Raw genomic sequence first — 17,841 nt, 5'->3', positions numbered from 1 at the left:
CCATCGTCATCCTCTTCGTACTGACAGGCTCAGGCGGGCTGGCTGATCAGCGTGCCGATCTTCTCACCTGCGGTCGCCCGCGCGATGTTGCCGTCACGCAGCAGGTTGAACACGACGATCGGCATCTGGTTGTCCATGCACAGGCTGATGGCCGTGGCGTCGGCGACCTTGAGCTGCTTGGCCAGCACCGTGGCGTAGTCGAGGTCGTCGTACATGACGGCGTCGGGGTTGGTGCGCGGGTCGTCGTCGTAGACGCCGTCCACCCCGTTCTTGCCCATGAGCAGCACCTGGCACTCGATCTCCAGCGCCCGCTGGGCGGCGACCGTGTCGGTCGAGAAGTACGGCATGCCGGCACCGGCACCGAAGATCACCAGGCGCCCCTTCTCCAGGTGCCGGATCGCCTTGCGCGGGATGTAGGGCTCGGCGACCTGCCCCATCGTGATCGCCGACTGGACGCGGGTCTCGAGACCGGCCTTCTCGCAGAAGTCCTGGAGGGCCAGGCAGTTCATGACCGTGCCGAGCATGCCCATGTAGTCGGCCTTGGTGCGGTCCATGCCGGCCTGGCTGAGCTCGGCACCGCGGAAGAAGTTGCCGCCGCCCATGACCACCGCGACCTGGGTGCCCTTGGCGACGACCTCGGCCAGCTGCTCGGCGATGTTGCGGACGATGCCGGCGTCGACGCCGACCTTGCCGCCACCGAAGGTCTCACCGGAGAGCTTGAGCAGCACCCGCTGGTAGCCGCTGCCGTCGGCGGGCTGGAAGGCGGTGGGGGCGGACAGCGGAGGTGTGGTGTCGGTCAACGCGTCATCCCTCGTTCGACGTCAGTTGGTTGATCCTGCCGCACATGCGAACGGCCCCGCTCCCGGATCACGGGGGCGGGGCCGTTCACGTGCCTGTCAGGCCTGGCCGACCTCGAAGCGGGCGAACCGCTCCACGGTCAGGCCTGCCTCGTCGACGATCTGCTTGACCGTGCGCTTCGGCTCGGTGATCGACGGCTGCTCGAGCAGGACGAAGTCCTTGTAGAAGGCGTTGACGCGGCCCTCGACGATCTTGCTGATCGCCTGCTCCGGCTTGCCCTCCTCCTTCGCGGTCTGCTCGGCCACGCGGCGCTCGGTCTCGACGGCCTCGGCCGGGACCTCGTCGCGGGTGAGGTAGCGCGGGCGGGCCGCGGCGATGTGCATCGCCAGGCTGCGCGCGGCGTCCTCGCTGCCGCCGGAGTACTGCACCGCGACACCGATGGCCGGGGGCAGGTCGGTGGCCCGCTTGTGCAGGTAGGTGGCGGTGCTGCCCTCGAACGCGGCGAACCGGCTGAGGACGAGCTTCTCGCCGATGCGGGCCGACTCGCCCTCGACCAGCGCGGCGACGGTCTGGCCGTCGACGTCGCTGCTCAGGAGGGACCCGGCGTCGGTGGCCTTGTTCGTCAGGCCGATCTCGAGCAGGCGCTCGGCCAGCGCGATGAAGTCCGCGTTCTTGGCGACGAAGTCGGTCTCGCAGTCGAGCTCGAGCAGCGCGCCGTCCTTGCTGACGACGATGCCGTTGGTCGTGGAGCGCTCGAGGCGCTTGCCGACGTCCTTGGCGCCCTTGACGCGCAGGAGCTCGACGGCCTTGTCGAAGTCGCCGTCGGCCTCGGTGAGCGCCTTCTTGCAGTCCATCATGCCGGCGCCGGTGGCGTCGCGGAGACGCTTGACGTCGGCGGCGGTGAAGTCAGCCATGTCTCTTCCTCTGTGGTCCGTGGGTGGTGCGGGCGCGCCGCGGCGCCGTCCCCCGCTCAGGGGGACGGCGCCGTGCGATCAGCCGTTCTGCGCGCCCTGGGTGCCGGTGCTGGTGTCGCCGGTGGCGGGCACGCCCTCGACCGGGGCGACCTCGTTCGCGGTGACCTCGGCCGGCTGGGCCGGCGTCTCCGGCAGCGGGGTCGCGGCGGCGTCCCCACCGGTCAGGAGCTCGCGCTCCCAGTCGGCCAGGGGCTCGTCGCCACCGATGACCGGCTCGGCCGCCTCGCCGCGACCGGCGTCGGCCTGCGCGGCGGAGCGGGCCATGAGGCCCTCGGCGACGGCGTCGGCGATGACCCGGGTCAGCACGGTGATGCTGCGGATCGCGTCGTCGTTGCCCGGGATCTTGTAGTCGACCTCGTCGGGGTCGCAGTTGGTGTCGAGGATCGCCACCACCGGGATGTTCAGCTTGCGCGCCTCGCCGACGGCGATGTGCTCCTTCTTGGTGTCCACGATCCAGATGGCGCTGGGCACCTTCTGCATGTCGCGGATACCGCCGAGGCTGCGCTCGAGCTTGGCCTTCTCGCGGCTGAGGACCAGCTGCTCCTTCTTGGAGAGGCTGACCAGGGCGCCGGTCTGCTCGAGGTCCTCGAGCTCCTTGAGGCGCTGCAGCCGCTTGTGCACGGTGGAGAAGTTGGTGAGCATGCCGCCCAGCCAGCGCTGGTTGACGTAGGGCATGCCGACGCGGGTGGCCTGCTCGGCCACGACCTCCTGCGCCTGGCGCTTGGTGCCGACGAACAGGATCGAGCCGCCGTGGGCGACCGTCTGCTTGACGAACTCGTAGGCGTTGTCGATGTACCCCAGCGTCTGCTGCAGGTCGATGATGTAGATGCCGTTGCGCTCGGTGAAGATGAACCGCTTCATCTTCGGGTTCCAGCGGCGGGTCTGGTGACCGAAGTGCACGCCGCTGTCGAGCAGCTGCTTCATGCTGACGACTGCCATTGCAGCCTCTCTCGTTCGCACGCGGCCAGGGGCCGCGCTTCTCGGTTGTCGCTGCGCACCGGGTGGTGCACCGCCCTGGCGTCCGGCCGCGCCACACCCCCGGCGGTTGCCCGTCGGGACCGAGGTGGCGACTGCCCCGCCTGATCCGGCGGGAAGAGGACGCGCGAAGTCGACCCGACTGCTCGGGCCGCACCGGACAGCATACGCGAGGATCGGCGACCAGTTCCCCAGCGGGATGGGCCATCCACAGACCCCGTCCAGCCGGCCCACCGCTGTCCTCCGTGGACGACGGTCGTCCCGTGCGTCCACGCCTCCTGCTGCTGCTGATGGCCGCTCTCGTGGCGCTGCCGGCATCGGCCACCGCCGCCCCCGTACCGCCGGCCGACCCGGTTCCTGCCGGGACGCTGTGGGGCCCGCCCCTGGACGGGCCGCTGTCGGTGACCCGACCCTTCGACCGGCTGCCGCACCCGTACGCGGCCGGGCACCGCGGCGTCGACCTGCTGGGGGCGCCGGCCGACCGGGTGCTGGTGGCAGGTGACGGGGTCGTCGTGTTCGCCGGGATGGTGGCGGGCCGTCCCGTGGTCAGCATCGACCACGTCGGCGGGCTGCGGACGACGTACGAGCCGGTGGACGCCTCCGTCGCCGCCGGGCAGCAGGTGGCCCGGGGCTCGCCGATCGGGACCCTAGGGATCGGTCACGCGGGCTGCCCCGTCCAGGCATGCCTGCACTGGGGCCTGCGCCGCGGCGAGACCTACCTGGACCCGATGGTGCTGCTGCGCCCACCCCGCGTGCGGCTGCTGCCGCCCGACCCGCCCGTCGGGAGAGGTCGCGCCGGACCACGTCCCCAGGGCCCGCCACTACCCTCCCGCCATGGTCGTTCCGGACGACACCGCTCCCCGCTGGCCGCGTCTGCCGGCGGGCCGCGGGCACTACGAGAGCTACTACCTGCGCGCCGTCGACCGCGATCAGCCGCGCGGGCTGTGGATCCGGTACACGGTCCTCGTGCCTCCCGACGGCCCGCCGACCGGCCAGCTGTGGTTCACCCTGTTCGACCGGACGGCACCCCGCCCCTGGGCGATCCGGGTCGACGTGGGCGAGCCGGCGACGGGCGACGGCGCGTGGATCCGGCTCGGCGAGAGCACCTTCGGGCCCACCGAGCTCGTCGGAGCGGCCGCGGTCGACGGCCGACGTGTCTCTTGGTCGCTGCGCCACTCCTCCGCCGAGGCGCCGCTGCGCCACCTGCCCCGCGACTGGATGTACTCGTCGCGGCAGCCGCGCACGAAGCTGCTGTCCCCGAGCCCCTCGGCGCTGGTCGACGGCGAGGTGGAGGTGGACGGGCGGCGGATCGACGTGTCCGGCTGGGTCGGCATGGTCGGCCACAACTGGGGCGAGGAGCACGCCGAGGAGTGGATCTGGCTCTCGGGGCTCGGCTTCGCCGGCACGTGGCGGGACACCTGGTTCGACGTGGCCATCGGCCGCGTGCGCCTGGGCCCGCTCACGTCGCCCTGGGTGGCGAACGGCGCCCTGAGCGTCGGTGGGCACCGGTACGTGCTCGGCGGGCTCCGTCGCCGTGTCCGCGTCGAGGCCTCCGACGACCGGTGCTCGGTGCTGATCCCCGGCCCCCGCGGGATCGTCGTCGGCGCGACCGCGTCGGCCCCGCCGGAGGCGTTCGTCGAGTGGGACTACGCGAGCCCGGACGGTGCGGTGTCCCGCGTGCTCAACTGCTCGGTCGCCGACCTCGCGCTGAGCCTGGACCGCCCCGGCGCCCAGACCGTGGAACTCCTCGCCGACGGCAGCGCCGCCTACGAGCTGGGCCGGCGAGCGCCCTCGTCCTGAGTCCTGAGCGCGACCATCGCGTCGGCCACCTGGTGCTCCCGGCCGGCGCCCTCGCGCCGGAGGCCCGCGATGACGCCGGCGACGTCGGCGTCGTCCCTGTTCTGGCTGAGCTTCGCCTTGCCCTCCACGCGCTCGACGGAGACCTCGATGCCGACGATGGCCTTCAGCTGCTTCTCGACGAACCGCTCCGGGGCGTCGCCGACCTGCCAGGGCTGGTCGCGGCGCTGCTCGTTGAGGTCCGTCAGACGCGTGACGGCGTCGAGCAGCCACTCGGGGTCGTGGTGCACCCGGGCTCGTCCGGTGAGGTGGACGGCGGAGTAGTTCCAGGTGGGGACGACCCGCCCGTGCTCGGCCTTGGAGGGGTACCAGGCGGCCGAGACGTAGGCCTCTGGCCCGCTGACGACGGCCAGCGCGGGTGCGCCGTCGCCGATCGTGCGCCAGTGCGGGTTCGCCCGGGCCATGTGCATCACGAGGCGGTCACCGTCCCAGACCACCGGGAGCAGCGTGGCGGCCGGGAAGCCGTCGTCGCCGACGGTCACCAGCTGCGCCGACCCCACCGCGGCGACGAGCCGGCGGATCTCGTCGCCGTCGTCCATGGCGTTGAACCGCGGGACGTACACGGCGATCAGGCGATGTCGGCGAGCTTCGTGCGCAGGTGCAGCACCGCCTTCGTGTGCAGCTGGCAGATGCGGCTCTCGGTGACGCCGAGGACGCGGCCGATATCGGCGAGCGTGAGGCCCTCGAAGTAGTAGAGGCTCACGACGACCTTCTCGCGATCGGGCAGCTGCTCGACGGCGCGGGCCAGCAGCTGGCGGGCCTCGCCGTGCTCGGCCATCGCCTGCGGGTCGAGGGCGCTGGAGTCCTGGAGCGTGTCGCCGAGACTGGGGGCGCCGCCGCCGTCCTCGTCGGTGAGCAGCTCGTCGAGCGCGACGACGTTGACGAGGGACAGCTGGCCGAGGAACTTGCGGATCTCCTCGACGTCCATGTCCATCTCGTCGGCGACCTCTTCGTCGGTCGGCGTCCGGTGCAGGCGCGCCTCCAGCTCAGCGACGGTGCGCTCGAACTGGCGGGCCTTCATGCGGACCGACCGCGGGATCCAGTCGGTGTTGCGCAGCTCGTCGATGATCGCGCCCCGGATGCGGGCCATCGCGTAGCTCTCGAACTTCACCTCCCGGGTGGGCTCGAAGCGGGTGATCGCGTCGATCAGCCCAAAGGTGCCGTAGGAGACGAGGTCGGCCTGCTCCACGTGCGCGGGCAGACCGCTGCCGACCCGGCCGGCGACGTACTTGACCAGCGGCGCGTAGTGGAGGATCAGCCGGTCCCGCAGCTCGGGCGCGCGGTCGGCAACGTAGTCGGCCCAGAGCTGGGCCAGCATGGCGTCGGTGTCCTCCTGGGACTCCTCGTCGTACTCGTCGAGCCGGTGGATGGTGGCCTCAGGCACGATCGCGCTCCTCGGTGCTGATGGTCGTTCCTCCCCCGTGCGGCCCTACCCCGTCGGTGGCCCCTGCCGTTTCGTATCGGCAACGGGCTCGGCGTCTCAAGCCCGGGGATGCGCTTGCGCGTGGACGGCACGGAGCCGTTCGACCGTCACGTGCGTGTAGATCTGGGTCGTCGCGAGGCTAGCGTGGCCGAGCAGTTCCTGTACCGACCGCAGGTCGGCACCGCCCTCCAGCACGTGCGTGGCGGCGGAGTGCCGCAGCCCGTGGGGGCCGATGTCCGGTGCGCCCTCCGTGCCGGCGACCGCGGCGTGCACGGTCCGTCGGACCTCCCGAGGGTCGAGTCGGCGGCCCCGGGCGCCCAGCAGGAGCGCCGGGCCGGAGTCCGGGGTGGCCAGTGCGGGGCGGCCGCGGGTCAGCCAGGCGTCCAGGGCCCGTTCGGCCGGAACCCCGAAGGGCACGCTGCGCTCCTTGCTGCCCTTGCCGAGGACCCGGAGCAGCCGGCGGCCGCGGTCGACGTCGTCGACGTCCAGGCCGACGAGCTCGCTCACCCGGATCCCGCTGGCGTAGAGCAGCTCCAGCACGAGGGCGTCCCGGAGGCCGATCGGCTCGTCCGCGCCGGCCTTGGACTCCATGACCGCCTTCGCCTGCTCGGGCGCCAGCACGCCCGGAAGGGCGCGATGCGCCTTGGGGCTCACCAGGCGCAGGCCGACGTCCTCCGGGGTGAGCCCGGCCCGGCGGAGCCAGGCGGTGAACGAGCGGGCCGAGGCCGCGTGCCGCGCGATGGTGGCCCGGCTGTGGCCCCGGGTGCGGCCCTGGGCCAGCCAGCTGCGCAGGGTGGGGAGGTCCAGGTCGTGCACCTGGGCACCGCCGCGGCGCGCCAGGTGGTCGAGCAGCGCGACCGCGTCGGCCACGTAGCCCCGGACGGTGTGGGCGGAGACGTCGCGCTGCGTGCGCAGGTGGTCCTCGTATCCCTCCAGCGCCGCGGCGAGGGGCGCCGGCAGGGCCGCCCGCACGTCCGCAGTCCCCGAAGTCACCCGCCGACGGTCCGACGACGCCTCCTGCTCGTCAAGCCGCCGCGCCGGGTCCCGGGGGCCGGCGGAGCCGCCAGCCGGTCCCGGTCCACTCCACGAGATCGGCGAGCTCGAGCGCCGGCAGGACCCGCAGCACGTCCAGGACGCCGCACCCGGCGACAGCGGCCAGCCGCTCGGGGCTCACCCCCGTGCGCACGGGGCAGGCGTCCAGCACCCGCACCGCGACGTCCGACAACCCGTCCCGCGGCGACGAGGGGCCCTGGAGCGGCGGCGCCAGGTCGTCCCCGAGGCGTCCCACCGCCTCGATCACGTGCGCGGCCGAGGACACCAGCACGGCGTGCAGCTTCTCGTCGCGCAGGAGCTCGTGGCAGCCGACGCTCATCGCCGACGTGACGGGACCGGGCACGACGAGCACCTGTCGGCCGAGATCCTGCGCGCGGCGAGCCGTCGCCTGCGCGCCGGAGCGAGCGGCCGCCTCGACGACGACGGTCCCGCGGGTGAGGGCGGCGATGAGCCGGTTGCGGACGAGGAACCGGTGCCGCAGCGGCGCGCAGCCGGGCGCCCACTCGCTGACCAGCAGCCCGTACTCGGCGATCCGGTGGAACAGCGCCCCGTGGGCAGCGGGATAGGGCCGGTCGACGCCGCAGGAGAGCACCGCCAGGGTCGGCGCCTCCGCGGCGAGCGCACCGCGGTGCGCCGCGGCATCGATGCCGAATGCGCCACCGGAGACCACCGTCCACCCCCGCTGCCCGAGCTGGTGACCCAGCTCGGCGGCCACGTGCTCGCCGTAGGCGGTCGATGCCCGGGACCCGACGATCGCCACCGACCGGTCGACCAGCTCGTCGAGCCGCGGCGTACCTCGCACCCACAACGCGAGCGGGGGCACGAGTGCCTTCGTCCGGTCCGACTGGTTCCTCGGCTCCTCGGGCTCCGCGCTGACGGCGACGGTGAGGGCATGCAGCGGCAGGGCCGGCCACTCGTCGTCCTCAGGGATCACCAGGCGGGCGCCGCACCGCTCGGCGCGCGCCAGGTCGGCGAGGGTCACGTCCTCGTCGGCGCGGGCGCCCACGAGGGACCGGATGCGCTCCGGCGCCCGGCCAGAGCGGAGACGCCTGACCGCCTCGACGGGACCGACGTCCTCGACGTACCGCCAGAGGTCGATCGTCCCCGGCTCGACGGCGCGGCTCAGCCACGCGCGAGCCCGTCGCCGGGCGGGACCTCCGCCGCTGGCAACCCCCTCCTCGAGATCCTCGTCGAGGTTCACGCTGCGGCTCGCTGCAGTCGCATGCCGAGCGCCTCGGCGACCTCCTCGGGTCCGGGCACGGTGCGACCGGCCGGATCGGCCAGCGTCCACCCGACCCGCAGAACGACGGCCTGGCAGACGTCGTCGGCTGGCGACGGGGCCGTCCCCCACCCGACTACGGTGCCGCCGTGGGTCTCCTGTCCCGGTGGCGTCACCGTGTCCGCTCTCACGGCAACTGCCCGGTCTGCGGTCACGACTGGCGGGAGCACCCCGGCGGCGCCTTCCGACCGGCGACGCCCACGTGCGGCGAGTGCATCTACGAGTTCGAGCACGACGAGCGGCCGCCCGGCAGCGGGCCCGCGTGCACGGAGCGCGCTCCAGGTCTGCCGAGCTTCCGCTAGCGATCTCGCCGGTCGTCGGACCGCCGCGCGGCTCGTCTCCCGATTCACGCCGCTGCCCGCTGCAGTCGCATGCCGAGCGCCTCGGCGACCTCCTCGGGTCCGGGGACTGTGCGTCCGGCCAGGTCGGCGAGGGTCCAGGCGACGCGGAGCACCCGGTCGAAACCGCGCACCGACAGCGCTCCCCGTTCCAGCGCCCGCTCGGCCAGCCGCAGGGACGGCCGCGGCACGGTCCAGCGCTCGCGGAGCAGCCGCCCCGGGATCTGGCTGTTCACCGCGATCCCCGCCCCGGCGAGCCGATCCGCCGCGGCCGCCCTCGCCGCAGCTACCCGCCTGGCCACCTGAGCGGTCGTCTCCGGCTTCGCCACCGCGTCCAGCCACGCCGCCCGGGTGACCGGCGGGAGGTCGACCCGCAGGTCGATGCGGTCCAGCAGCGGCCCCGAGAGCCGGGACCCGTACCTGCGGCGCTCCAGCGGGCTGCACGTGCACGCGGTGTCTCCGGCAGCGCTGGCGCACGGGCACGGGTTCGCCGCCAGGACCAGCTGCGCCCGGCAGGGGAAGGTCGCCGACCCCGCGGCCCGGTGGATGGTCACCTGGCCGCGCTCGAGCGGCTGGCGGAGGGTGTCGAGCACCGCCCGGGGGAACTCGGGCGCCTCGTCCAGGAACAGCACCCCGCGGTGGGCCCGGCACACCGCGCCGGGCCGGATCTGCCCGGACCCACCACCGATCAGCGAGGCCATGGACGCCGAGTGGTGCGGAGCCTCGAACGTCGGCCGGGTGACCAGGGGCGCGCCGGCCGGCAGCGTGCCCGCCACCGAGTGGATGGCGGTCACCTCCAGCGCCGCCTGCTCGTCCAGCGGCGGGAGGAGCCCGGGCAGCCGCTCGGCCAGCATCGTCTTGCCCGCCCCGGGCGGTCCGGCCAGGTAGAGGTGGTGACCGCCCGCGGCAGCCACCTCGACCGCCCTCCGGCCGGCCGTCTGACCGACGACGTCCCCCAGGTCGGGCGGAGGCGGCGGTTCGGGCACCGGCCCCCTCGAGTGCCCGGTCAACCGCTCACGACCGGCCAGGTGGGCCAGGACCTCGGGCAGGGTGCGGGCCGCCAGCACCTCCACCCCGTCGACCAGCGCGGCCTCGTCGGCGTTCGCGGCCGGGACGACCACCTGCGCGTGGCCCGCACGGGCCGCGGCCAGGACGGCCGGCAGCACGCCGCGGATGGCCCGGACCGACCCGTCGAGCCCGAGCTCGCCCAGCAGCACCAGCCGGTCGACCGACTCCGCGGGCACCGTCCCGGACGCGGCGAGGACGGCCGCGGCCAGCGCCAGGTCGAACCCGCTCCCCTGCTTCGGCATCGACGCCGGCGACAGGCCGATGGTGATCCGCCGCTGCGGGAAGCTGGCCCCGGCGTTCGCGACCGCGGCGCGCACGCGGTCCACCGACTGCCGCACCACCGCGTCCGGGAGCCCGACGAGGGCGACGTGCGGCACCCCGTTGGCCATGTCGACCTCGACCTCGACCATCGCGCCGTGCACGCCGGCGAGCCCGACCGACCACGTGCGGGCGAGCGTCACAGGAACGCCGCCCGCAGGTGCGTGACCAGCGCCGGCCGGGACGGGCGGACCAGCACGCCGACGACGTCGAAGCGCAGTTCCGGCGCGTGCTCGTCGTGGGCGGCGAGCCAGCGGTGCGCGAGGGTGCGCAGCCGGCGCTGCTTGCCGGCGGTCACCGCCTCGACCGGGTCGCCGAAGCCCAGCCCTCGGCGGGTCTTCACCTCGCAGAAGACGAGCGCGTCGCCGTCCCGGGCGACGATGTCGAGCTCGCCCTCGCGGCAGCGCCAGTTGCGGTCGAGCACCCGGAGGCCGGCGGAGGTCAGGTAGGCGGCGGCGAGGGACTCGCCGTGGGATCCGAGCTCGTTGCGTGTGGGCACCGGGCAACCGTCGCCCGGGAACGCCGGGCCGAGGGCAGCCGGAGGAGATCTGTGGAGAGGGCCCGGCCCTGTGGAAGGGCTAGGGCATCCGCGGGTTGTCGGGCAACTCGAGGTCGGGCTTGTCGAGCTCCTCGACGTTCACGTCCTTGAACGTCAGCACGCGGACGTTGCGCACGAACCGCGCCGGGCGGTACATGTCCCAGACCCAGGCGTCGGAGAGCTTCAGCTCGAAGTAGACCTCTCCCCCGGCCTCGCGCACCTGGAGGTCGACCGAGTTGGCCAGGTAGAAGCGCCGCTCGGTCTCCACCACGTAGGTGAACTGGCGGACGATGTCCCGGTACTCGCGATAGAGCTGCAGCTCCATCTCGGTCTCGTACTTCTCGAGGTCCTCTGTGCTCATCGAACGTCTCCGGGCACTGGGCTCATGACGCCATCATCGACCATGGCGACCTCGGCGGTTACCTGGAGGCTCCGCGCGGCGTACGCGTCGCGTGCCGAGCGCACGTTCACGAAGCGCATCCGGTGCTCGGGACACGGGCCGTGCCGCTCCAGGGCGGCGCTGTGGACGTCGGTGATGTAGCCCTTGTGGCCGGCGAAGTCGTACTCCGGCCACTTCTCGTGCAGCTCGAGCATCATCCGGTCGCGGGTGACCTTGGCCAGCACCGACGCCGCCGCGACGCAGGCCGCGACCCGGTCCCCCTTCCACACCGCGAGGCCGGGCCGGGTCAGCCCCGGTACCGGGAAGCCGTCGGTGAGCACGTAGTCCGGCGAGGGGTCCAGGGCGCTCACCGCCCGGCGCAGCGCCTCGATGTTCGTGACGTGCATGCCGCGCTCGTCGAGCTCGCCGACCGGGATGACGACGACCGACCAGGTCAAGGCACGCGCGACCACCTCGTCGTACACCCGCTCGCGGGCGGCGGCGGTGAGCAGCTTGGAGTCGGCCAGCCCCGGCACGCGCCCCCGCCGTCCCGGCGGCAGCACGCAGGCCGCGGCCACGAGCGGCCCCGCGCAGGCGCCCCGGCCGGCCTCGTCCGCACCGGCGACGACCTCGAAGCCACGGCGCCGCAGGGAGCGCTCCATGTCCCAGAGGGAGTCGGGACGGTCGTCGTCGACGATCGTCCGGCGCGTCCGCACGGCCGGGCTCGACGTCGGGTGGGTGGTTCGCAGCGCCATCGCCGTCCGACACTACGACGGCCCTGCGACGACGGGACGACCGACACCGGCCCGGAACGGCAGAACGGGCCGACCCCCGAAGGGGCCGGCCCGTTCTGCCGGAGAAGTGCCCGAGATCAGATCTCGGCGAGCTCGGCGTCGGACGCCGCGGCGGCCGCGTGGCCGTGGGCGCCGCAGGTGCAGCCGGGCTGGCGGTTGGACAGCACGAGGGAGACCGCGTGGGCCCGGTCGCGGGCACCCAGCTTGCGCAGGATCGCCTTGACGTGGGACTTGACGGTATCCTCGCTGATGAACAGGTTGCGGCCGATCTGCCGGTTGGACTGACCCAGCAGCAGCTCGTCCAGCACGTCGGACTCGCGCCGGGTCAGCGGCACCTCCGGCGTGAAGGGCTTCGCGGCGGGCACGGCCGACGGCTCGACCCGGCGGATCTGCGGGTCGACCACGGTCCGGCCGGCGCGAGCGGCCAGGATCGCCCAGCCGAGCAGGGTCGGCGAGGTGTTGATCATGAGGTAACCGCGGACACCGGCGGCGAGCGCCTCGTTCACGACCGAGGGGTCCTCGGAGGTGGCGAGGGCGACGATCGCCACGCGGGGGAAGCGGCGCCGCAGGTCGCGGCAGGCGTTCAGGGTCGCGGCGCGGCCGGAGCCGAGCTCGACGACGACGGCGTCCGGGCGGGCCGACTCGACCAGCGTGAGGGCGCGACGCAGTTCGCCGGGCGTACCCACCGACTGCATGCCGGCCGTCTCGTTGATCATGCTGACCAGACCGCGACGCAGGACGGGCGCGTCGGCGAGGAGGAGCACGCGGGTGACCCCGCGGGCGTTGCTCGCCATAGGTGCAGACACAACTGACTCCGTTTCGACTCCGGGAACTTGCAATGTCTCCATCGGAAGGGTGAAACGGTTACTTGAATACTTTCTCGACAATTTTTTGAATGCTCGAATGCGCGCCGTCATCGCCCCACGCGTAACAGCGGAATGGGCGTGACGAGGGCGTGCGAGGACGACCGTGCTGGTCAGCAGCACGGTGCGGAGCGGGCGGGGATCAGTCCGTGGAGGAACGCCGCTGCCGCAGCCAGGCGGTGATCGGCAGGGCGCCGGTCAGCCCGATCGCCCACGGCGCCACCACGGACGCCGTCACCTGGGACTCCGTGACGCCGGAGGGGTCCGCGGCCGCGGCCTGCCCCTGGATGTCCGGGTCGTCGAGCAGCCCGAAGCGGCTGATCGGCCAGACGATGACCGACGCCTTGCCGATGACGTCGTCCACACCGATCGTGCCGCCGTAGCGGTCGCTCACGTGCGACCGCGAGTCGGCCGAGGCCGAGCGGTGGTCGCCCATGACCCAGAGCCGGCCCTCGGGCACGGTCACCGGGCCGAAGGCGCGGTCCTGGATGGGGGTGTTCTCGAAGATGTAGGGCTCGTCGAGCGGTTCCCCGTCGACGGTGATCCGGCCCTCGGCGTCGCAGCACTGGACCGTCTGGCCCTCGGTGGCGATCACCCGCTTGACGAAGTCGTCCTCGCTCGGCGGCGCGACACCGACGGTGCGACCCAGCCAGAGCATGGCGCTGGAGAACCAGTTGGTCGGCTCGGCGACGTCCACCTCGGGCGTCCAGGTGTCGGGGCCCTTGAAGACGACGATGTCGCCGGGCTCGGGGTCACCGAACCAGTACGGGATCTTGTTGACCAGCACGCGGTCGCCGGTGCACCCGGTGCAGCCGTGCAGCGTCTGCTCCATCGACCCGGAGGGGATGAAGAAGGCCTGCACGAAGAAGGTCTTGACGACGACGGCGAGCACGAAGGCGATCAGCAGCAGGACCGGCAGCTCGCGCAGCAGCGAGCCCTTCTTCGCGCTCTTGTCGCGGCGGCCCCGTCGCAGGAAGCCGCCGGCGGACCTCTTCCCGCTGGGGCCGTCGTCCCCACCATCGCCCGGAACGACGTCGGCGGGCCCCCCGGGCCGGTCGCTGCTCATCGAGAGCAGCCTACGGCCCGGGAGACCCGCCGCGAGCACAGCCGGTCATGACCGGCCGTCGAGCGTGTCAGCGCATCGTCGCTCAGCGAGCGACGGTCTCGCGCTTCTCCTTGATCTTGGCGGCCTTGCCGCGCAGCTCGCGGAGGTAGTACAGCTTGGCGCGACGGACGTCACCGCGGGTGACGACCTCGATCTTCTCCACGACCGGGGTGTGCACCGGGAAGGTGCGCTCCACGCCGACGCCGAAGCTCACCTTGCGCACGGTGAAGGTCTCGCGGATGCCCCCGCCCTGGCGGCGGATGATGACGCCCTGGAAGACCTGGATGCGCGAGCGGTTGCCCTCGACGACCCGCACGTGCACCTTCACGGTGTCCCCGGGGCGGAAGTCGGGGATGTCGGCGCGCAACGAATCGGCGTCGAGTGCGTCCAGGGTGTTCATCTCGGCAGTCCTCAGTTCTAGCGGCTCGATGCGGTCGGACAGCAGCGTGCGCCGGCCGTCCGTTCCGGGGTGGCTGCGCTCCCGTCGGGAGCCACCGTCAGCGCTCGCCGACGGCCTGCAGCAGCTCTCTACTGTGCCACATCTTCACGAGACGATGCGCGGCGGCCCCGTCCAGGGCCCGCCGGACAGCTCACGCAGGCGGTCGGCGAGGTCCCCGGGTGCGAAGGTCTCGGCGCTCGCGGCGATCTCGTCGGCGGTCCACCAGCGGTGCGGCTCCTCGCCCAGCAGCTCCAGCTCGGTGCGCCCGCTGGCGTCCACCTCGTGCACGACGTCGCGCAGCACGAAGAAGGTCTCGCGCGAATCGATGTCGACGCCGGCGAACGCGCCCACGTGCCGGCGCAGCCACACCGGGCCCTCGAGCGCATCGGTGGTGACCACCAGGCCGATCTCCTCGGCGAGCTCGCGGACGGCCGCCTCCCGCAGGCTCTCGCCGTCCTCCACTCCCCCGCCGGGCGTGTACCAGAACAGGACGTCGCCGGGCGGTACCGCCGGGTCGGTGAGCCGGGCGCCGAGCAGCAGCACCCGGTGGGAAGGGTCCAGCACGACGACGCGGGCGGTCGGCCGGACCCACGGCCGGGTCACGGCTCGAGAACCGCCCGATCCGCATCCGTGAGGGCGCCCTCGGGGAGGGCGGCCAGCAGGTCGGGACGGCGGGCCGCGGTGCGGCGCAGCGACTCGGCACGCCGCCACCGGGCGATGGCCGCGTGGTCACCGCTCAGCAGCACCGGCGGCACCTCGTGGCCGCGCCAGTCCGCCGGTCGGGTGTACGACGGGCCCTCGAGCAGGCCGTCGGCGTGCGAGTCGAACTCGACCGACTCCCGGTTGCCGACGACGCCGGGGATGAGGCGGGTGACGGCCTCGACCATGACGAGGACGGCGGACTCGCCACCCGCCAGCACGTAGTCGCCGATCGAGACCTCGGACACCGGCCCGGCCTCGGCGGCCCAGTCGGCGACCCGCTGGTCGATGCCCTCGTAGCGACCGCAGGCGAAGACCAGCCCCGGCTCGGTTGCCCACTCGGCGGCCATGCGCTGGGTGAACGGCCGGCCGGCGGGCGTGGGCACCACCAGGCGGGTGCCGGGCGGGCGGACGGCCTCGAGCGCGCGGCCCCACGGCTCGGGCTTCATGACCATGCCGGGGCCGCCGCCGTACGGCGCGTCGTCCACGGTGCGGTGCACGTCGTCGGTCCACTGCCGCAGGTCGTGCACGCCGACGGTGACCAGGCCGCGCTCGGCCGCCTTGCCGAGCAGCGACTGGCCCAGCGGGGCGAGGTACTCGGGGAAGATCGTGACGACGTCGACCCGGAAGCTCACGCCGCTTCCTCGCTGGCGCTCGTCGCCCGCGTTCGCAAGGCTGCTGTGCCCATGGGTTCGCTCGCGAGCTCGCTCACAGCTCCAGGAGCCCCTCGGGCGGGTCCACGACGACGAAGCCGCCCGCGAGGTCGACCGTCGGCACGATCGCCGAGACGAACGGGATCAGCGCCTCACCGCCCTCGGGACGGCGGAGGACCAGCAGGTCCTGGGCCTCGTGCCGGACGGCGGTCACCTCGCCGACGACCGAGCCGTCGGGCAGCTTCGCGGCCAGGCCGACCAGCTGGTGGTCGTAGTAGGAGTCCGGCTCCTCGATCTCCGGCAGATCGGCGACCGGGACGAGCAGGAGCGTGTTGCGCAGCGCGTCGACGTCCTCGCGGGTGCCGTAGACCTCACCGGAGGCCGCGGCGACCTGCAGCAGCAGCGTGCCGCTGTGCCAGCGCTTGTCGACGACCGTCAGCGGGCCCCGCCGCGCGGGGTCGGTGAGCAGCACCGTGCCCGGGGCGAAGCGGTGGTCGGGGTCGTCGGTGCGCACCTCGACGGTGGCCAGACCACGGACACCGTGGGGTCGGCCGATGCGGCCGACCACCACGGTGTCGGTGTCGTGCGGGGTGGGACTCAGCGCTCAGCGCCCGTCGGTGTCGACGACGTCGACCCGGAGGCCGCGCCCGCCGACGCCGGTCATCACCTGGCGCAGCGCCTTGGCGGTGCGCCCGCCGCGGCCGATGACCTTCCCGAGGTCGTCGGGGTGCACCCGGATCTCGAGGGTCTTGCCGCGGCGGTTGGTGAGCAGGTCGACGGTCACGTCTTCCGGGTGGTCGACGATGCCCTTGACCAGGTGCTCGAGCGCGTCTTCGAGCACGTCTTACTCGGCAGGCGTCTCGGACGGGGCGCCCGCAGCGGGGCCCTCGCCGGCGGCACCGGCAGCCTCGGCGACGGCCTCGGCCGGCTCCTCGGTGGCGGCGGCCTTCTTCGGGGCGGCCTTCTTCTTGGCGGTGGTCGCCTCGGTGGTCGGCTCGTCCATGCCGGCGCGGACGGCGGCCTCGTAGAGGGCCTTCTTGTCCGGCTTGGGCTCGGCGACCTTCATCGGCGCGGGGGCCGGCTCGCCCTTGAACTTCTGCCAGTCGCCGGTCACGCGGAAGATGGCGGCGACGGCCTCGGTCGGCTGGGCGCCGACGCCGAGCCAGTACTGCGCCCGCTCGGAGTCGACCTCGATGAAGGAGGGGTCCTCCTTCGGGTGGTACTTGCCGATCGTCTCGATCGAGCGGCCGTCACGCTTGGTCCGGGCGTCGGCGACGACGATGCGGTAGTACGGCGCGCGCATCTTGCCCAGGCGCATGAGCTTGATCTTGGTGGCCACGGTGGGTGGTGTACTCCTCGAACGCTGTGTGGTTGCTCGCCCTCGCGACGCGTGGGGGTACGCCGGGGGCGGAGCGATGGACACGGCCGGGAACGGTGAGAGGGCCGCCACCGCCGTGTTCGACCGACCATGATGCCAGATCGCCGGAGGAGAGCCGTGGCCAGGAGCAGTCCGCTGCACCACATCGAGCTGTGGGTGCCCGATCTGGCACGCGCCGAGCGCTCCTGGGGATGGCTGCTGACCCGGCTGGGCGCGGAGCCGTACCAGTCGTGGGAGCACGGCCGGTCGTGGCGCTGGGGCCCGTCGGGCACCTACGTCGTCGTCGAGCAGTCACCGGCCCTCGTGGGCGACGGGCACGAGCGCCGCTCCCCCGGGCTGAACCACCTGGCGTTCCGGGTCGGCTCCCCCGACGACCTCCACGCCGTCGTCGAGGAAGGGCCCGCGCACGGCTGGACGCTGATGTTCGCCGACCGGCACCCCTTCGCCGGCGGGCCGGACCACATGGCGGGCTACTTCGAGGACACCGACGGCTACGAGGTCGAGCTGGTGGTCGAGCGCCCCTGACGTCCGTCCGGTCAGGCGTCCTCGGTGACGAGGAACCCGCTCCAGCCGTCGTAGGTCCCGCCGTTGCGGTCGACGACGCCCACGACCTCACGGGTGAACGCCGCGGCGCTCCCGTGGTCGACCGGGGTCTCCTTGCCGAACGCGAGCCAGACGGTGAACCAGCGGCGCTGCAGGGCGTCGATCTCGTAGCCGAGCGCCTCGAGCTGACCCGCGGCGGCGAGCGCGGCGGACCGCGAGCGGAAGCCGGCCAGGTGGTCCAGCCGGCGGGGCCGGTCCACCTGGTCGCCGTACCCGAGGTTCACCTCGACCAGCTGGGCGGTCGACTGCAGCTGCGCGTCCAGGTCGTTCGGCACGGCGGCAGTCGACCACGCGGCCTCCCCGTGCC

Annotated in this window: 22 protein-coding genes and 1 pseudogene; 3 read left to right on the top strand and 20 right to left on the bottom strand. The window is 73.3% G+C overall.

The window, feature by feature from the left end; translation table 11 throughout:
• Nucleotides 1-29: 29 nt before the first annotated feature.
• From pyrH to rpsB, 3 genes are all read right to left on the bottom strand, one after another.
• Nucleotides 30-800 (bottom strand): UMP kinase, encoded by a 771-nt coding sequence (pyrH, locus tag ACI78T_RS10070; RefSeq protein ID WP_456557951.1) that lies wholly within the window; start codon nucleotides 798-800, stop codon nucleotides 30-32.
• Between the two features lie 96 nt (nucleotides 801-896).
• On the bottom strand, nucleotides 897-1,712 hold the full coding sequence (gene tsf / locus ACI78T_RS10065; protein WP_456557950.1) for a translation elongation factor Ts: 816 nt from the start codon (nucleotides 1,710-1,712) through the stop codon (nucleotides 897-899).
• 78 nt (nucleotides 1,713-1,790) lie between these two features.
• Nucleotides 1,791-2,711 carry a 30S ribosomal protein S2 gene (rpsB, locus tag ACI78T_RS10060; protein ID WP_456557949.1) on the bottom strand — a complete coding sequence of 307 codons (921 nt, stop codon included), beginning with the start codon at nucleotides 2,709-2,711 and terminating at the stop codon, nucleotides 1,791-1,793.
• A gap of 326 nt (nucleotides 2,712-3,037) precedes the next feature.
• Here rpsB and ACI78T_RS10055 point away from each other — a divergent pair.
• Both ACI78T_RS10055 and ACI78T_RS10050 read left to right on the top strand, forming a co-directional pair.
• A pseudogene (locus ACI78T_RS10055) lies at nucleotides 3,038-3,463 on the top strand (M23 family metallopeptidase); the annotation flags it as partial.
• A 118-nt stretch (nucleotides 3,464-3,581) separates the two neighbouring features.
• Nucleotides 3,582-4,547: a hypothetical protein gene (locus ACI78T_RS10050; RefSeq protein WP_456557948.1), complete on the top strand. Its 966-nt coding sequence runs from the start codon at nucleotides 3,582-3,584 to the stop codon at nucleotides 4,545-4,547.
• Here the strand turns inward: ACI78T_RS10050 and ACI78T_RS10045 are convergent.
• The 16 genes from ACI78T_RS10045 to rpsP all read right to left on the bottom strand — a co-directional run bounded on the left by ACI78T_RS10045 (nucleotide 4,514) and on the right by rpsP (nucleotide 16,892).
• Nucleotides 4,514-5,167, bottom strand: coding sequence for an FMN-binding negative transcriptional regulator (locus ACI78T_RS10045; protein ID WP_456557947.1), 654 nt, complete (start codon nucleotides 5,165-5,167; stop codon nucleotides 4,514-4,516). The genes ACI78T_RS10050 and ACI78T_RS10045 overlap by 34 nt on opposite strands.
• A gap of 5 nt (nucleotides 5,168-5,172) precedes the next feature.
• Nucleotides 5,173-5,988, bottom strand: a complete 816-nt coding sequence (gene whiG / locus ACI78T_RS10040; RefSeq protein WP_456557946.1) for an RNA polymerase sigma factor WhiG — start codon at nucleotides 5,986-5,988, stop codon at nucleotides 5,173-5,175.
• Between the two features lie 96 nt (nucleotides 5,989-6,084).
• Entirely contained in the window at nucleotides 6,085-7,020 is a 936-nt protein-coding gene (locus ACI78T_RS10035; protein WP_456557945.1) for a tyrosine recombinase XerC, read from the bottom strand.
• A 31-nt stretch (nucleotides 7,021-7,051) separates the two neighbouring features.
• Nucleotides 7,052-8,281, bottom strand: a complete 1,230-nt coding sequence (gene dprA / locus ACI78T_RS10030) for a DNA-processing protein DprA (RefSeq protein ID WP_456557944.1) — start codon at nucleotides 8,279-8,281, stop codon at nucleotides 7,052-7,054.
• A 424-nt stretch (nucleotides 8,282-8,705) separates the two neighbouring features.
• Nucleotides 8,706-10,226 (bottom strand): YifB family Mg chelatase-like AAA ATPase, encoded by a 1,521-nt coding sequence (locus ACI78T_RS10025; RefSeq protein ID WP_456557943.1) that lies wholly within the window; start codon nucleotides 10,224-10,226, stop codon nucleotides 8,706-8,708.
• Nucleotides 10,223-10,582 carry a YraN family protein gene (locus ACI78T_RS10020; RefSeq protein WP_456557942.1) on the bottom strand — a complete coding sequence of 120 codons (360 nt, stop codon included), beginning with the start codon at nucleotides 10,580-10,582 and terminating at the stop codon, nucleotides 10,223-10,225. The genes ACI78T_RS10025 and ACI78T_RS10020 overlap by 4 nt, the downstream gene beginning before the upstream one ends.
• Nucleotides 10,583-10,661: 79 nt before the next feature.
• Nucleotides 10,662-10,982, bottom strand: coding sequence for a DUF2469 domain-containing protein (locus ACI78T_RS10015; RefSeq protein ID WP_116453146.1), 321 nt, complete (start codon nucleotides 10,980-10,982; stop codon nucleotides 10,662-10,664).
• The gene (locus tag ACI78T_RS10010) at nucleotides 10,979-11,755 is read right to left on the bottom strand and encodes a ribonuclease HII (protein ID WP_456557941.1); all 777 of its coding nucleotides are present in this window, start codon (nucleotides 11,753-11,755) and stop codon (nucleotides 10,979-10,981) included. Before ACI78T_RS10010 ends, ACI78T_RS10015 begins: the two co-directional genes overlap by 4 nt.
• Before the next feature lie 116 nt (nucleotides 11,756-11,871).
• The gene (locus ACI78T_RS10005; RefSeq protein ID WP_116453144.1) at nucleotides 11,872-12,588 is read right to left on the bottom strand and encodes a LuxR C-terminal-related transcriptional regulator; all 717 of its coding nucleotides are present in this window, start codon (nucleotides 12,586-12,588) and stop codon (nucleotides 11,872-11,874) included.
• A 211-nt stretch (nucleotides 12,589-12,799) separates the two neighbouring features.
• Complete coding sequence (lepB, locus tag ACI78T_RS10000) at nucleotides 12,800-13,723, bottom strand: signal peptidase I (RefSeq protein ID WP_456557940.1); 924 nt, start codon at nucleotides 13,721-13,723, stop codon at nucleotides 12,800-12,802.
• An 82-nt stretch (nucleotides 13,724-13,805) separates the two neighbouring features.
• On the bottom strand, nucleotides 13,806-14,162 hold the full coding sequence (gene rplS / locus ACI78T_RS09995) for a 50S ribosomal protein L19 (protein WP_116453143.1): 357 nt from the start codon (nucleotides 14,160-14,162) through the stop codon (nucleotides 13,806-13,808).
• A 144-nt stretch (nucleotides 14,163-14,306) separates the two neighbouring features.
• Nucleotides 14,307-14,804: an NUDIX hydrolase gene (locus ACI78T_RS09990; RefSeq protein WP_456557939.1), complete on the bottom strand. Its 498-nt coding sequence runs from the start codon at nucleotides 14,802-14,804 to the stop codon at nucleotides 14,307-14,309.
• Nucleotides 14,801-15,535 (bottom strand): tRNA (guanosine(37)-N1)-methyltransferase TrmD, encoded by a 735-nt coding sequence (gene trmD / locus ACI78T_RS09985; protein ID WP_456557938.1) that lies wholly within the window; start codon nucleotides 15,533-15,535, stop codon nucleotides 14,801-14,803. The genes ACI78T_RS09990 and trmD overlap by 4 nt, the downstream gene beginning before the upstream one ends.
• Before the next feature lie 73 nt (nucleotides 15,536-15,608).
• Entirely contained in the window at nucleotides 15,609-16,124 is a 516-nt protein-coding gene (gene rimM / locus ACI78T_RS09980) for a ribosome maturation factor RimM (RefSeq protein ID WP_456557937.1), read from the bottom strand.
• Nucleotides 16,125-16,157: 33 nt separating this feature from the next.
• Nucleotides 16,158-16,394 (bottom strand): RNA-binding protein, encoded by a 237-nt coding sequence (locus tag ACI78T_RS09975; RefSeq protein WP_089336030.1) that lies wholly within the window; start codon nucleotides 16,392-16,394, stop codon nucleotides 16,158-16,160.
• 3 nt (nucleotides 16,395-16,397) lie between these two features.
• A complete protein-coding gene (gene rpsP / locus ACI78T_RS09970) occupies nucleotides 16,398-16,892 on the bottom strand; it encodes a 30S ribosomal protein S16 (protein WP_456557936.1) in 495 nt (164 codons plus the stop codon).
• A gap of 156 nt (nucleotides 16,893-17,048) precedes the next feature.
• On the opposite strand from rpsP, the gene ACI78T_RS09965 reads away from it, so the two are divergent.
• Nucleotides 17,049-17,456, top strand: a complete 408-nt coding sequence (locus tag ACI78T_RS09965; protein ID WP_456557935.1) for a VOC family protein — start codon at nucleotides 17,049-17,051, stop codon at nucleotides 17,454-17,456.
• Nucleotides 17,457-17,467: 11 nt separating this feature from the next.
• On the opposite strand, the gene ACI78T_RS09960 is transcribed toward ACI78T_RS09965, so the two are convergent.
• The gene (locus ACI78T_RS09960) at nucleotides 17,468-17,809 is read right to left on the bottom strand and encodes a ribonuclease E inhibitor RraB (RefSeq protein WP_456557934.1); all 342 of its coding nucleotides are present in this window, start codon (nucleotides 17,807-17,809) and stop codon (nucleotides 17,468-17,470) included.
• Nucleotides 17,810-17,841: the final 32 nt, after the last annotated feature.

The organism is Blastococcus sp. SYSU D00922 (assembly GCF_054050495.1).
Note: the sequence above shows the minus strand (reverse complement) of the source record. Positions and strands in the feature narration are given on the sequence as shown.